This is a genomic window from Mesorhizobium sp. M7A.F.Ca.US.002.01.1.1 (assembly GCF_004022955.1).
In the GTDB taxonomy this organism is placed as follows: domain Bacteria; phylum Pseudomonadota; class Alphaproteobacteria; order Rhizobiales; family Rhizobiaceae; genus Mesorhizobium; species Mesorhizobium ciceri.
The window spans coordinates 1-13,185 of record NZ_RZQE01000127.1; the positions used below are offsets into that span (position 1 = coordinate 1).

At 62.1% G+C, this 13,185-nt stretch carries 15 protein-coding genes; 9 read left to right on the plus strand and 6 right to left on the minus strand.

Annotated features, from left to right (window positions below):
- On the minus strand, window positions 1-395 hold a 395-nt coding region (ssb, locus tag EN932_RS15045), incomplete at its 3' end, for a single-stranded DNA-binding protein (protein ID WP_128368891.1).
- A 183-nt stretch (window positions 396-578) separates the two neighbouring features.
- Here ssb and EN932_RS15050 point away from each other — a divergent pair.
- The 9 genes from EN932_RS15050 (at window position 579) to EN932_RS15090 (ending at window position 9,093) form a co-directional block, all read left to right on the plus strand.
- Window positions 579-998, plus strand: a complete 420-nt coding sequence (locus tag EN932_RS15050; RefSeq protein ID WP_128368892.1) for a cupin domain-containing protein — start codon at window positions 579-581, stop codon at window positions 996-998.
- A gap of 44 nt (window positions 999-1,042) precedes the next feature.
- Complete coding sequence (locus EN932_RS15055) at window positions 1,043-1,357, plus strand: metalloregulator ArsR/SmtB family transcription factor (protein WP_013531836.1); 315 nt, start codon at window positions 1,043-1,045, stop codon at window positions 1,355-1,357.
- On the plus strand, window positions 1,354-1,842 hold the full coding sequence (locus tag EN932_RS15060) for an SRPBCC domain-containing protein (RefSeq protein WP_127367158.1): 489 nt from the start codon (window positions 1,354-1,356) through the stop codon (window positions 1,840-1,842). Before EN932_RS15055 ends, EN932_RS15060 begins: the two co-directional genes overlap by 4 nt.
- A 20-nt stretch (window positions 1,843-1,862) precedes the next feature.
- Entirely contained in the window at window positions 1,863-2,468 is a 606-nt protein-coding gene (locus EN932_RS15065; RefSeq protein WP_128368893.1) for an ATP-dependent Clp protease proteolytic subunit, read from the plus strand.
- An 88-nt stretch (window positions 2,469-2,556) separates the two neighbouring features.
- The gene (locus EN932_RS15070) at window positions 2,557-2,853 is read left to right on the plus strand and encodes a hypothetical protein (RefSeq protein ID WP_063172078.1); all 297 of its coding nucleotides are present in this window, start codon (window positions 2,557-2,559) and stop codon (window positions 2,851-2,853) included.
- Between the two features lie 692 nt (window positions 2,854-3,545).
- The gene (uvrA, locus tag EN932_RS15075) at window positions 3,546-6,467 is read left to right on the plus strand and encodes an excinuclease ABC subunit UvrA (RefSeq protein WP_063167932.1); all 2,922 of its coding nucleotides are present in this window, start codon (window positions 3,546-3,548) and stop codon (window positions 6,465-6,467) included.
- A gap of 40 nt (window positions 6,468-6,507) precedes the next feature.
- Window positions 6,508-6,978: a GNAT family N-acetyltransferase gene (locus EN932_RS15080; RefSeq protein WP_127370558.1), complete on the plus strand. Its 471-nt coding sequence runs from the start codon at window positions 6,508-6,510 to the stop codon at window positions 6,976-6,978.
- A gap of 26 nt (window positions 6,979-7,004) precedes the next feature.
- A complete protein-coding gene (locus EN932_RS15085; protein ID WP_127385406.1) occupies window positions 7,005-7,826 on the plus strand; it encodes a DUF72 domain-containing protein in 822 nt (273 codons plus the stop codon).
- A gap of 115 nt (window positions 7,827-7,941) precedes the next feature.
- Window positions 7,942-9,093, plus strand: a complete 1,152-nt coding sequence (locus EN932_RS15090) for a GGDEF domain-containing protein (RefSeq protein WP_013531843.1) — start codon at window positions 7,942-7,944, stop codon at window positions 9,091-9,093.
- A 44-nt stretch (window positions 9,094-9,137) separates the two neighbouring features.
- On the opposite strand, the gene EN932_RS15095 is transcribed toward EN932_RS15090, so the two are convergent.
- The 5 genes from EN932_RS15095 to urtB all read right to left on the minus strand — a co-directional run.
- Window positions 9,138-9,314, minus strand: coding sequence for a hypothetical protein (locus EN932_RS15095; protein WP_013531844.1), 177 nt, complete (start codon window positions 9,312-9,314; stop codon window positions 9,138-9,140).
- 269 nt (window positions 9,315-9,583) lie between these two features.
- A complete protein-coding gene (gene urtE, locus EN932_RS15100; RefSeq protein ID WP_013531845.1) occupies window positions 9,584-10,279 on the minus strand; it encodes an urea ABC transporter ATP-binding subunit UrtE in 696 nt (231 codons plus the stop codon).
- Window positions 10,280-10,348: 69 nt separating this feature from the next.
- The gene (gene urtD / locus EN932_RS15105) at window positions 10,349-11,095 is read right to left on the minus strand and encodes an urea ABC transporter ATP-binding protein UrtD (RefSeq protein WP_013531846.1); all 747 of its coding nucleotides are present in this window, start codon (window positions 11,093-11,095) and stop codon (window positions 10,349-10,351) included.
- 6 nt (window positions 11,096-11,101) lie between these two features.
- Window positions 11,102-12,334 carry an urea ABC transporter permease subunit UrtC gene (gene urtC, locus EN932_RS15110; protein ID WP_027161511.1) on the minus strand — a complete coding sequence of 411 codons (1,233 nt, stop codon included), beginning with the start codon at window positions 12,332-12,334 and terminating at the stop codon, window positions 11,102-11,104.
- Window positions 12,331-13,185 (minus strand): urea ABC transporter permease subunit UrtB (urtB, locus tag EN932_RS15115; protein WP_128368894.1); only part of this gene is annotated, 855 nt, incomplete at its 5' end. The genes urtC and urtB, both read right to left, overlap by 4 nt.

The following is a 13,185-nucleotide window of genomic DNA, read 5'->3' on the forward strand; positions in this document are numbered from 1 at the left end:
CCGCCACCGGCATAGCCGCCAACCTGGCCGCCTTCACCCTGCCCGCGCGCGTCGAGCATCTGCAGCTCACCGCGGAATTTCTGCAGCACGACTTCCGTCGTGTACTTGTCGGCGCCGGTCTGGTCCTGCCATTTGCGCGTCTGCAGCTGGCCCTCGACATAGACCTTCATGCCCTTCTTCAAATACTGCTCCGCCACCTTGGCGATGCCCTCATTGAAGATGACGACGTTGTGCCATTCGGTCTTTTCCTTGCGCTCGCCGGAATTCTTGTCACGCCAGCTTTCCGACGTCGCAATGCGAATGTTGACGACCGGCTCGCCCGAGTTGAGGCGACGGATTTCGGGATCCGCGCCGAGGTTGCCGACCAAAATGACCTTGTTGACGCTACCCGCCATGATATTTCTCCGCGCTCATCCGAAACAAATTTTTTTGTCGCAGCACCTTACAGGCTGCAGGCGTCAGCCGCTTGCCGTGGCTGCCTTTACCCACAAGGTTTTTGTTCCCTGTTCGTTCTATGGTGCAGATGACGTTCTGTCAATGTTTGTCAGCAAGATGTAGTGTCCCGGCCGGAAATTTCCATGAAATCGGATCTGACCGGGGGCGATCAAATGAAGTCTGTCGCACATGAGGACCAGCAGCGCGAGCAATGGCGAGCAGGTGTGGAAACACGCATGCATGTGTCGGCCAGCGATGGTGCATCGCAACTTTGCATATTCGAGCAATGGGTCGAGCCCACGGTCGGCGCCCCAACGCATTGGCATCCCGTGGAGGAAGTGCTGACCGTTATCGCCGGTAGGGCTGAGATGTGGATCGACGATGAGCATACAGTCGTGACATCGGGCCAGTCTCTCGTTGTCCCCGCGAACAGGAAACACGGGTTCAAGAACGCCGGCACTGGAACGCTTCACATCCACGCCGTCCTTGCGTCGCCGATTTTCGAGGCGACGTTCGATGGGCCTGCCGGAATGGTGAGACGCTGGCTTCCGACAATCTCGTAAAACAGTGCTTGCCAAATCAATAAGTATTCACTTATGCTTTCGACATGATCGAAGCAGAGATTTTTCGCGCACTGGCCGACCCGACGCGCCGCGCCGTCTTTGAGCGGCTGGCCGCAGGCGAGATGAGCGTGTCGGAATTGCGCACCGGTATGACGGTGTCGCAGCCCGCGGTGTCGCAGCATCTGGCGGTGCTGCGTGGCGCCGGCCTGGTGGTCGAGCGGCGAGCCGGCCGCAACGCCTATTACCGCGCCGATCCGCAGGGGCTCGCTCCCTTGCTCTCCTGGATCGAACGCTACCGGACTTTCTGGCCGGAACGCATCGAAAGGCTGAAGGCGGTTTTGAAGGACATGGATCAATGAAGAAGGCGGGATCAACGACCAACGAGGGCCAAATCGACGCCGCGGATGCGCTCGAGTTCGAGTACGACCTTGCCGAGCCGCCGGAAAAGGTCTGGCGGGCCCTGACCGTACCGGAATTGCTGGCCGCCTGGATGATGCCGAACGACATCAGCCTCGAGATCGGCAACCGTTTCGCCTTCGCCCGGCCGGACACGCCGATCGAATGCGAAATCCTCGACGCCGAACCCGAGAAGCTGCTGCGCTATTCCTGGCGGGAGCAGCCGGGCGACGCAGCCAGGCAGGATCCGCTCGACAGTACCGTCACCTTCACACTTGCCCGAACCGTTTCCGGCGGCACGCATCTGCGTGTCGTCCATGACGGCTTTGCCCGCAAGGCCATGCCTGCCATCGCCATGGCAGGCGCCGGCTGCCGTCTTTCGCTCGGTTTGCGCGCAATTGGAAAGCCCATCGCCGCGAACGCACCGCGCCTTCTGCGCGCGGCATAATAGAAAATCGGAGAAGAAAAATGAGCGGTGTTGCCAGTCTGGTGCCGATGGTCATCGAGCAATCGAGCCGCGGCGAACGCGCCTTCGACATCTTTTCGCGGCTGCTGCGCGAGCGCATCATCTTCATCAACGGCGAGATCAACGACGACAGCTCGGCGCTGGTCTGCGCGCAGCTTTTGTCGCTGGAATCGGACAATCCGGACAAGGAGATCTCGCTCTACATCAACTCGCCGGGCGGCGTGGTGACCAGTGGTTTCGCCATCTACGACACGATGCAATATATCAGCTGTCCGGTGTCGACCGTATGCATGGGCTTTGCCGCTTCGATGGGCTCGTTCCTGCTGATGGCAGGCACACCGGGGCGCCGGATTTCCCTGCCGAACGCCACCATCCTGCTGCATCAGCCGCTGGGCGGGTTTCAGGGCCAGGCCTCCGACATCCAGCGCCATGCCGAGCGCATCGGCAGGACGAAACGGCACATGGCCGAGCTCTACGCGCAGCATTGCGGCCGTACCTATGAAGAGGTCGAGCGCACGCTGGACCGCGACCACTTCATGACCGCCCGCGAGGCGCAGGCATGGGGCATCGTCGACCATGTTTTCGACACGCGCAAAAAGGCGGCGTAAGCCAGGGCCGGAGCGGAGTCCGGCCGGCTGCCGAAGATTTGACGATGCCGGTCTGGTTCCATGGGCGGCGCGCCACTATAGTCCTGGGATGACCGACACTCATCCTTCCAGACCACTGCGCCCCGTCATCGCCGTCGTGGTGCTCGCTTTTGCCAGTCTCGTGAGTGGCGCGGCTCTTGCAGAGGACAGTTCGCCGTCGACGCAAAAAAGCGCCCTGCCCGGCGTGACCGGCGACTACCGCATCGCCAAGCCGGCTCCCGAGCCGGACGATGCGCTGCCGGCCGGCGAGAACGGCACATTCAAGATCGGCGATACGGATGTCAGGATTTCCGGCAGCATCACCGTCGATGTCGGCGCCGGCTCGATCGGGCCGCCGCGTCACTGAGTGCGCGCGGAAATGAGCGTTCCCCACATAAAACGGCCCCGCCGTGCCTTGGGCAAACGGACGGGGCCTTCTGGATCTCAAATCCAACTTTGCCGGGAGTGTACTGCCGGCGTTTGATTTCGGATGCACCGCGGCGTTCGGCCGACGATCCGACTAGCAGTCTCTGATTTTTAGGAGATATGGCAGGTCACGGTTTGCCGGGTGGCGCAGACGCTAAACCCTGGCACTTATGCCTGCCGCGGCTCCAGTGACAACTGGAACCCTAGGGGACGATCCGGTGGCGTCATAGCTCCGCTCCTCTGTCCGTTGCGATTGTTGTCAATTCGAAGCACAAATCGCAAATGCCTGCGGCGTCTCGCAGGCCGCCTTTGGGCGGCGAGGCCATCGAAAGACGGCCGGCTTCGTTGACTTCCGGAGACTGCGCTCCTGGGTTGCCCGCGTCAACCATCAATAGCCGGTTACCGAAAAACGTGATCGCCGGGAGGTTACGTACAAGTCAGTTTTTGCACAGCTTTGTCAGGAGCGTGTTCGGCCTTTGTTCTTTCCGCTTGCCCGTTCACGCGAAAGACGCTTAAACGCTTTTGTCGGGAATTGTGGCGTCTCTCGACGTGGCGGCAAAACTACCTACATAGGGGATGGCCGGGAAAACCCGCCATTCCAGGAAATTCCAGATTCTGAGGCGGCGACCGGCTATGGCCGACCATAAATATCTTTCCATTCGCGGGGCGCGCGAACACAATCTGAAGAATGTCGATCTCGACCTGCCGCGTGACAGCCTGATTGTCATGACCGGCCTGTCGGGGTCCGGCAAGTCATCGCTTGCCTTCGACACGATCTATGCCGAGGGCCAGCGGCGCTACGTCGAAAGCCTGTCGGCCTACGCGCGGCAATTCCTCGAAATGATGCAGAAGCCTGACGTCGACCAGATCGACGGCCTGTCGCCTGCCATTTCCATCGAGCAGAAGACCACATCGAAGAACCCGCGTTCGACGGTCGGCACCGTCACCGAGATCTACGACTATATGCGCCTGCTTTTTGCGCGCGTCGGCATCCCCTATTCGCCGGCCACCGGCCTGCCGATCGAGAGCCAGACGGTTTCGCAGATGGTCGACCGCGTGCTGGCGATCGAGGAAGGCACGCGCCTGTTCATCCTGGCGCCGATGGTGCGCGGCCGCAAAGGCGAGTACCGCAAGGAATTGCTGGAACTGCAGAAGAAGGGCTTTCAGCGCGTCAAGGTCGACGGCGTCTTCTATGAGATCGCCGACGTGCCGGCGCTGGACAAGAAGTACAAGCATGACCTCGATGTCGTCGTCGACCGCATCGTCGTGCGCGGCGACCTCGCGACGCGGCTTGCCGATTCCATCGAAACGGCGCTGAAGCTGGCCGATGGGCTGGCGGTCGCCGAATTCGCCGACAAGCCGCTCGATTCCAGCCAGACCGGCGAGGATTCGGTCAACAAGTCGAAGAACGAGACGCATGAGCGCATCCTGTTCTCGGAAAAGTTCGCTTGCCCGGTCTCCGGCTTCACCATTCCGGAAATCGAACCGCGGCTGTTCTCGTTCAACAACCCGTTCGGCGCCTGCCCGACCTGCGACGGTCTCGGCAGCCAGCGCGCCATCGACGGCAATCTGATCGTGCCGGATGAAAACATCTCGCTGCGCGACGGCGCCGTCAGCCCGTGGGCGAAGTCGACCTCGCCCTATTACGCGCAGACGCTGGAGGCATTGGGCAAGGCCTATGGCTTCAAGCTCGGCGACAAGTTCAAGGATTTGTCTGAAGAGGCCAAGGAAGCCGTCCTGCGCGGCACCGGCGAGCGCGAGATCACCTTCCAGTATGATGACGGCCTGCGCTCCTACAAGACGACGAAAACTTTCGAAGGCGTCATCCCCAATCTCGAGCGGCGCTGGAAAGAGACCGAATCCGCCTGGATGCGCGAGGAGATCGAGCGCTTCATGTCGGCCACACCCTGCCCGGTCTGCAAGGGCTATCGGCTGAAGCCCGAGTCGCTGGCGGTGAAGATCGCCGGCAGGCACATCGGCGAAGTCACCGAGCTTTCCATCCGCAAGGCCGACCAGTGGTTCACCGACCTGCCCGCGTCGCTCAACGACAAGCAGAACGAAATCGCGGTGCGTGTGCTCAAGGAAATCCGTGAACGGCTGCGCTTCCTCAACGATGTCGGGCTCGACTATCTGACGCTGTCGCGCAATTCCGGCACGCTGTCGGGCGGCGAGAGCCAGCGCATCCGGCTGGCATCGCAGATCGGCTCCGGCCTGACCGGCGTGCTCTATGTGCTGGACGAGCCGTCGATCGGCCTGCACCAGCGCGACAATGCGCGCCTGCTCGATACGCTGAAGCACCTGCGCGACATCGGCAACACGGTGATCGTCGTCGAGCATGACGAGGACGCCATCCTGCATGCCGACTATGTCGTCGACATGGGCCCGGCCGCCGGCATCCATGGCGGCGAGATCATCGCCCAGGGCACGCCGCAGCAGGTCATGGCCAATCCCAATTCGATCACTGGCAAATATCTGTCGGGCGCGCTCGAAGTGGCGACGCCCGGCGTGCGGCGTGAAGCGAAGAAGAACCGCCGCATCAAGATCGTCGGCGCGCGCGGCAACAATCTGAAGAACGTCACCGCCGAAATCCCGCTCGGCACCTTCACCGCCGTCACTGGCGTGTCCGGCGGCGGCAAGTCGACCTTCCTGATCGAGACGCTGTTCAAGGCCGCCTCGAGACGCATCATGGGCTCGCGCGAACATCCGGCCGACCACGACCGCATCGAGGGCCTCGAATTCCTCGACAAGGTCATCGACATCGACCAGTCGCCGATCGGCCGCACACCGCGTTCAAACCCGGCCACCTATACCGGCGCCTTCACGCCGATCCGCGACTGGTTCGCTGGCCTGCCGGAGGCCAAGGCGCGCGGCTATCAGCCGGGACGCTTCTCGTTCAACGTCAAGGGCGGCCGCTGCGAGGCCTGCCAGGGCGACGGCGTCATCAAGATCGAGATGCACTTCCTGCCCGACGTCTACGTCACCTGCGACGTCTGTCACGGCAAGCGCTATAACAGAGAGACGCTCGATGTCCTGTTCAAGGGCAAGTCGATCGCCGACGTGCTCGACATGACGGTCGAGGAAGGCGTCGATTTCTTCGCCGCGGTGCCCGGCGTGCGCGACAAGCTCGACACGCTGAAGCAGGTCGGCCTCGGCTACATCCATATCGGCCAGCAGGCGACAACGCTGTCCGGCGGCGAGGCGCAGCGCATCAAGCTGGCCAAGGAACTGTCGCGCAAGGCGACCGGCAAGACGCTCTACATCCTGGATGAGCCGACCACTGGCCTGCATTTCCACGACGTTGCCAAACTGCTGGAAGTGCTGCACGAACTGGTAGACCAGGGCAACACGGTGGTGGTCATCGAGCACAATCTCGAAGTGATAAAAACCGCGGACTGGGTGCTCGACCTCGGCCCCGAAGGCGGCGACGGCGGCGGCGAACTGGTCGCCTCCGGCACGCCGGAAGCCATCGTGCGCGAAAAGCGCAGCTACACCGGCCAGTTCCTCAAGGAGCTTCTGGAGCGACGTCCCGGAGGCAAACGCGAAGCGGCGGAGTGATCGACCGGTTGGCGCCTGGAGAGCTCTGGAGAGCTTTTGAATGACAATCAGAAGAGCGCTTGCCGGTGATCTCCAAACCGTCGTCTCGCTGACGGAAGCGGCCTATGCGCCTTACATCGCGCTGTTCGGCGCGCCGCCGATCCCGGTCACCGAGGACTATGCGCCGCGCATCGCGCGCGGCGAGGTCTGGTTGCTGGAAAGTGGCGGCGAGCTTGCCGGGCTGATCGCGCTGGAGCGACATGACGACCACGCGATGATATTCTCCGTCGCGGTCTCCCCCGACTTTCAAGGCAAGGGCTTCGGCATTGCGCTGCTGAAACACGCGGATGAGCAGACCCATCTCTGGGGTCTGCCAGAAGTGCGGCTCTACACCAACGCCAGGATGGAGCGGAACATTGCGCTCTATCTTGCCTATGGTTTCCACGAAACGGGTCGCCGGCCCAATCCCTACCGGCCAGGATGGGTGCTCGTCGACATGATCAAAACCGTCGATCAGATTACCGCGGCCTGATCTTTTTCTGCATTGGGAGGATGACAATGAGCACATCGGGAACAATCCGCGCCGGCATGGGCGGCTGGACCTTCGAACCCTGGGATACGTCCTTCTATCCCGACAAGCTTTCCAAGGCCAAGCAGTTGAACTACGCCACTCGCCAGGTGCCGAGCATCGAGGTCAACGGCACCTACTATTCCAGCTTCAAGGAGCCGACCTTCGTCAAATGGGCCAGCGAAGCGCCGGACGGCTTTGTCTATTCGCTGAAGGGCAACCGCTTCGTCACCAACCGGCGCGTGCTGGGCGAGGCCGGCGAATCGATGATGCGCTTCCTTGGCTCCGGCGTGGCGGCGCTCGGCGAAAAGCTCGGGCCGATCCTGTGGCAGTTCGCGCCGACCAAGAAATTCGATCCGGACGATTTCGAAGCCTTCCTGAAGCTGCTACCGGAAAAGCAGGACGGCGTTGCGCTGCGCCATGCGCTCGAAGTCCGCAACGACAGTTTTGTCGTGCCGGAATTCGCAGCACTTGCCCGAAAATACAAGGCCGCGATCGTCTACGCCGACCATGCCAAATATCCTGATATCGCCGACATCACCGCCGATTTCGTCTACGCCCGACTGCAGACCGGCAGCGATGACAATCCCGACTGCTATACGCCGAAAGGCCTCGATGAATGGGCCGCGCGGGTAAAGACCTGGGCGCAAGGCAAGCAGCCGGCCGACCTGCGGCGCGCCGACCCCGCCACCGATGCGCCGGTCAAGCCGCGCGACGTGTTCGTTTACTTCATCACCGAGGGCAAGGTGCGCGCGCCGTTCGGCGCCATGGCACTGATGAAGCGAGTGGACCAGGGTCAACCGGTGCCCTGACGCAGCGGAATCATGGCATCTTCGCCACCGTCGTAACCTTATCGATACCTCCTTGCTGCATGAATCCAGCCAGACCAGTCGCAGATCTGGGCCGCCACGGGCAAGGACGAGGGGCATGTCGCTCGACTACACTTCACTTCTCCTGGCTGTCGGTTTTTCCGCGGCCTGCCTGAGCCTGACATTGTTCGGCATGTGGCTGACCGCTCGCTCGGAGAAATTCCTGCTGACATGGGCGATCAGCCTGGTGTTCGTGGTCGGCGATATTTTTGTCTATGACGCTTATATCGACATGCCCGGGCGCCTGCTGGGCATCGCCACGCTGGCTTTCCTCCTGCTCGGTTTCTCGACAATGCTGGGCGCGGCCTACCAGTTTAGAACCGGCGGCTCGCCAGTGCCCCGAACTGTACTTGGCAGCGCCATTTCGCTGGCCGTGACGTTGCCTCCCATGGCTCTAGGCTATGACGGGCTGGGCTTCATGTTCGAAAATGCCTTCGCCGCCTTGCTTCTGTTCGCAACGGCGGTCGAATACTGGAAGGGCCGCGACGAAGCCCCTGCCCTGACGATCGGTATCACCGCGCTCTATTCTGCCACGGCCGCATCCTTCGCTCTCTGCGCCATGGTTTTAGCCTTGGATGGAAAGCTGGTCCTTGGACATGCGCCAAGCAACTGGGCCGAGGAACTGAGCCTCATCATCGTCATCGCCAGCATGACCGGGATTGGAGCGCTTTCCCTGGCCCTGAATCAGGGACGCTTGGCCCGGCATCACCGCCACAATGCCCTGACCGACCCGCTGACCGGCCTGCTCAACCGCCGCGCCCTGTTCGACCTGCACGGCGATGCGCCGGTCGGCGCCTTCACGGCGGTGGTCGTCTTCGATCTCGACAACTTCAAGGCCATCAACGACGAATTCGGCCACGCCGCCGGTGATGAAGTGCTGAGGGTGTTTGCACGGGAACTCGCCAGCAATCGCCGCCCGGCCGACGTCGCCGCGCGCATGGGCGGCGAGGAGTTCGCGCTGGTGCTGAAGCGGACCTTGCCCGAAACGGTGGAGGCCACCGCCGAGGCCATACGGGCAGCTTTCGCCGCGCACCGCATCGAAACCGAGACAGGCTCGCTGATATGCACCGTCAGTGCCGGATTTGCTTTCGGCACCAAGGAAGGCCTCGGCTTCGACAAGGTGCTCAACGCCGCCGACAAGGCGCTCTACGACGCCAAGCGCGGAGGCCGTAACCGCGTCACCGCGTCTCCGTTCAGGCGCGCAAGCTAATCGCGCAACACCGGCCTCTGATCGTGGGGAGACGAATGCGGCTCCTAGGCCGCCATGACAATCTCATTGAAGGTATCGAGATCGACATAGAAGACCTTGGTGATCTCCTCGATCAGATCGTCGTAGTCGCAGCCCTGTGATCTCAAGATATTGATGGCAGCGATGATGTCGACGCGTTCGGTAAGCCGCCGCTTCTGGTAATCCTCGACGTAACGTTCCATGGCTGTCCTTTAGCCTGTGTGCCCAAACGCGTTTGAACGACAGAGATCGCAGGAGGGAAGCTAGGCAGCCTTGCTTGCGTGAAACTTGCCCGGCATTGGCCGTGGTCCTCGATCTGCGATAACCAGACTGATACGGAAGCGGCCGACTCACAAAGCCATGGAAAAGACTAGCACGCGATATTGAGCGTGCCAGAGACGCAGGTGATCGGATGGAGAAATATTGGACTTGGCAAGAACTTCGGATCGCCAACTGAAGTTCACCGCCAATTCTAGACGGTAAGGAACTTCCGCACATCAGCCCGGTCTAAATCTTCAGCCGGGCCGGTATGGACGATCACGCCCCGGTCCATGATGTTGACCTCGTCGGCGAGCTCGCGGCAGAAATCGAGATATTGTTCGACCAAAAGCACGGCGATGCCCGCCTGGTCGCGCAGATAGCGGATGGCGCGGCCGATGTCCTTAATGATCGACGGCTGTATGCCCTCGGTCGGTTCATCGAGCACGAGCAGTTTCGGCCGCATCACCAGCGCCCGCCCGATGGCGAGCTGTTGCTGCTGGCCGCCGGAAAGATCGCCGCCGCGACGGCCGAGCATCTGCTTCAGCACAGGGAACAATTCGAAGACATGCGCCGGAATGTTGCGGTCGGCTCGCCTCAGCGGCGCAAAGCCTGATTCCAGGTTCTCCCGCACGGTGAGCAGCGGAAAGACCTCCCTGCCCTGCGGTACGAATGCGATGCCCGACCGGGCGCGGTCATACGCCGCGCTCCGGTCGAGCGCCTTCCCCTCGAAGGCAACGCTTCCGCTCGTCAGCCGGTGGTGGCCGACGATCGATCTCATCAAACTGGTCTTGCCGACGCCGTTGCGGCCGAGCACGCAGGTGATCTTGCCGGCGCCCGCCTTCAGCGATACGCCGCGCAGCGCCTGGGCGGCGCCGTAGTGCAGCGTGGCATTGGAAACTTCGAGCATGTCAGCGCCGTCTCCAGAACCTGAGAAACGACAGATCGAAGTGATGGAACTGAACCCGCCAGACCATGCTCATCTCCCCAGATAGACTTCGACGACACGCTCGTCGGCCGACACGAAATCGAGTGTGCCTTCCGAGAGCACCGAGCCCTCGTGCAGGCAGGTGACCTTGACGCCGAGCTCGCGCACGAAATGCATGTCGTGCTCGACGACGATGACCGAATGGTCGCGGGCGATATCCTTGAGCAGCCGCGCGGTTTCCTCGGTCTCGGCATCGGTCATGCCGGCGACCGGCTCGTCAACCAGAAGCAGTTTCGGGTCCTGCGCCAAGAGCATGCCGATCTCCAGCCACTGCTTTTGCCCATGGCTGAGATTGGCCGCCAGTTCGTCACGCTTGTCGCCAAGCCGGATGATGCCGAGGATGTCATCGATCTGCCGCGTCTCGGCGGCCGAGCGGCGGTGAAACAGCGCCGGGAAGATCGAGCGAGGACCCTTCAGCGCCAGCATCAGGTTTTCCTCGATCGTGTGGCTTTCGAAGACGGTCGGCTTCTGAAATTTACGGCCAATGCCCATCATTGCGATCTCGGCCTCGTCGTGCTTGGTCAGATCGACTTGGCCGTCGAAGAACACTTCGCCCTCGTCGGGCCGCGTCTTGCCGGTGACGATGTCCATCATCGTCGTCTTGCCGGCGCCGTTGGGGCCGATGATGGCGCGCATCTCGCCCTTGTCGAGCACCAGCGACAGATTGTTGATGGCGCGAAAGCCGTCGAAGGAGACCGAGACGCCGTCGAGATAAAGGATCGTGTTCGACTTTGACATGGTCGCTCACTCCGCCGGCTGTGGTTCGGGGTTGCTGGCGGACCAGTCACCTGGCTTTCTTGCTTCACTGCGAACGATTTTCGCCGGCGGCGAGACATCGGCATCGGTGCCGGCTTCCTCGGCAATCGAAGCAGCTCGCAACGCCTTGGCGTTGCCGCGCCAGCTGTCCCACATGCCGATGATGCCCTTGGGCAGCAAAAGCGTGACGGCGACGAATAGTCCACCCAGTGCAAACAGCCAGAACTCCGGCAGTACGCCGGTGAACCAGGATTTTCCGGCATTGACCAGCAACGCACCGATGATCGGCCCGACAATGGTGCCGCGCCCGCCGACAGCCGCCCAGACGACGACTTCAATCGAATTGGCCGGCTCGAATTCACCAGGGTTGATGATGCCGACCTGCGGCACGTAGAGCGCACCGGCTATGCCGGCCATGACGGCCGAGACGGTGAAGGCGAACAGTTTCACGTTCTCCGCCCGCCAGCCGAGAAAGCGCGTGCGGCTCTCGGCATCGCGTACCGCCATCAAGAGCTTGCCGTATTTTGAGCCGACGATCGCCCAGGTGACGAAGACGGCAAGTGCCAGCATCACCGCGCTGGCGGCAAACAGCGCCGAGCGCGTCGCGTCGGCCTGCACGTTGAAGCCCAGAATATCCTTGAAATCGGTCAGGCCGTTGTTGCCGCCGAACCCCATATCGTTGCGGAAAAAGGCAAGCAGCAGCGCATACGTCATCGCCTGGGTAATGATGGAGAGATAAACGCCGGTGACGCGGCTGCGGAAGGCGAACCAGCCGAAGACGAAAGCCAGCAGGCCAGGCACCGCGAGCACCATGAGGCCGGCGAACCAGAAATGGTCGAAGCCATACCAGAACCATGGCAGTTCCTTGTAGTTCAGGAACACCATGAAGTCGGGCAGGACGGGATTGCCATAGACGCCGCGCGAGCCGATCTGACGCATCAGATACATGCCCATTGCATAGCCGCCGAGCGCGAAGAAGGCGCCGTGGCCGAGCGAAAGGATGCCGCAATAGCCCCAGACCAGGTCGAGCGCCAAGGCAAGCAGCGCATAGCAGAGATATTTGCCGGTCAGCGCGACGATGTAGGATGGGATGTAGAAGGCGCTGGTAGGAGACACCGCAAGGTTGAGCAACGGCACGATGACGGCCACCGCCAGCAGGATGGAGATCGTAATGGCGATGCGGCGGTCCGCGCCGGCGGCAAAGAAGCGTCCCGTGATCATGCTTCCACCGCCCTCCCCTTGAGCGCGAACAGGCCGCGCGGGCGTTTCTGGATGAACAGGATGATCAGCACCAGCACGACGATCTTGCCGAGCACCGCGCCCGCATAAGGCTCGAGGAACTTGTTGACGATGCCGAGCGAGAAGGCGCCGACCAGCGTGCCCCACAGATTACCGACGCCGCCGAAGACAACGACCATGAAGCTGTCGATGATGTACCCGCGGCCGAGATTGGGCGAGACGTTGTCGATCTGGCTCAGCGCGACGCCGGCAATGCCGGCAATGCCGGAGCCGAGCGCGAAGGTCAGCGCGTCGACCCACGGCGTCCTGATGCCCATCGAGGCAGCCATGCGCCGGTTGGCGGTGACGGCGCGCATCTGCAGGCCCCAGGGCGTGCGCTTCATCACGTAGAGCAGGATGCCGAAGACAGCGAGCGCGAAAACCAGGATCCACAGGCGGTTCCAGGTGATCGCCAACTGTCCGACATTGAACGAGCCCGACATCCAGGATGGGTTGCCGACCTCTTGGTTGGTCGGCCCGAAGATTGAGCGCACGGCCTGTTGCAGGATCAGCGAGACGCCCCATGTCGCCAGCAGCGTTTCAAGCGGCCGGCCATAGAGGAAGCGGATGACACCGCGCTCGATGATCAGGCCAACCAGGGCCGCGACGAGAAACGCGAGCGGCAGTGCGATGACCAGCGACCAGTCGAACAGGTCCGGGAAGGATGTACGGATCACCTGCTGGACGACGAAGGTCGTGTAGGCGCCGAGCATTACCATCTCGCCATGCGCCATGTTGATGACGCCCATGACGCCGAACGTGATGGCGAGGCCGATTGCCGCCAGCAGCAGCAC

Excerpts from the sequence above, each read along its gene's own strand:
- urtD (WP_013531846.1), bottom strand. The coding sequence starts at position 11,095 with ATGTCAAAGTCGAACACGATCCTTTATCTCGACGGCGTCTCGGTCTCC.
- uvrA (WP_063167932.1), top strand. The coding sequence starts at position 3,546 with ATGGCCGACCATAAATATCTTTCCATTCGCGGGGCGCGCGAACACAAT.
- EN932_RS15085 (WP_127385406.1), top strand. The coding sequence starts at position 7,005 with ATGAGCACATCGGGAACAATCCGCGCCGGCATGGGCGGCTGGACCTTC.
- EN932_RS15070 (WP_063172078.1), top strand. The coding sequence starts at position 2,557 with ATGACCGACACTCATCCTTCCAGACCACTGCGCCCCGTCATCGCCGTC.
- EN932_RS15060 (WP_127367158.1), top strand. The coding sequence starts at position 1,354 with ATGAAGAAGGCGGGATCAACGACCAACGAGGGCCAAATCGACGCCGCG.
- EN932_RS15055 (WP_013531836.1), top strand. The coding sequence starts at position 1,043 with ATGATCGAAGCAGAGATTTTTCGCGCACTGGCCGACCCGACGCGCCGC.
- EN932_RS15080 (WP_127370558.1), top strand. The coding sequence starts at position 6,508 with ATGACAATCAGAAGAGCGCTTGCCGGTGATCTCCAAACCGTCGTCTCG.
- EN932_RS15095 (WP_013531844.1), bottom strand. The coding sequence starts at position 9,314 with ATGGAACGTTACGTCGAGGATTACCAGAAGCGGCGGCTTACCGAACGC.
- EN932_RS15050 (WP_128368892.1), top strand. The coding sequence starts at position 579 with ATGAAATCGGATCTGACCGGGGGCGATCAAATGAAGTCTGTCGCACAT.
- urtE (WP_013531845.1), bottom strand. The coding sequence starts at position 10,279 with ATGCTCGAAGTTTCCAATGCCACGCTGCACTACGGCGCCGCCCAGGCG.
- urtC (WP_027161511.1), bottom strand. The coding sequence starts at position 12,334 with ATGATCACGGGACGCTTCTTTGCCGCCGGCGCGGACCGCCGCATCGCC.
- EN932_RS15065 (WP_128368893.1), top strand. The coding sequence starts at position 1,863 with ATGAGCGGTGTTGCCAGTCTGGTGCCGATGGTCATCGAGCAATCGAGC.
- EN932_RS15090 (WP_013531843.1), top strand. The coding sequence starts at position 7,942 with ATGTCGCTCGACTACACTTCACTTCTCCTGGCTGTCGGTTTTTCCGCG.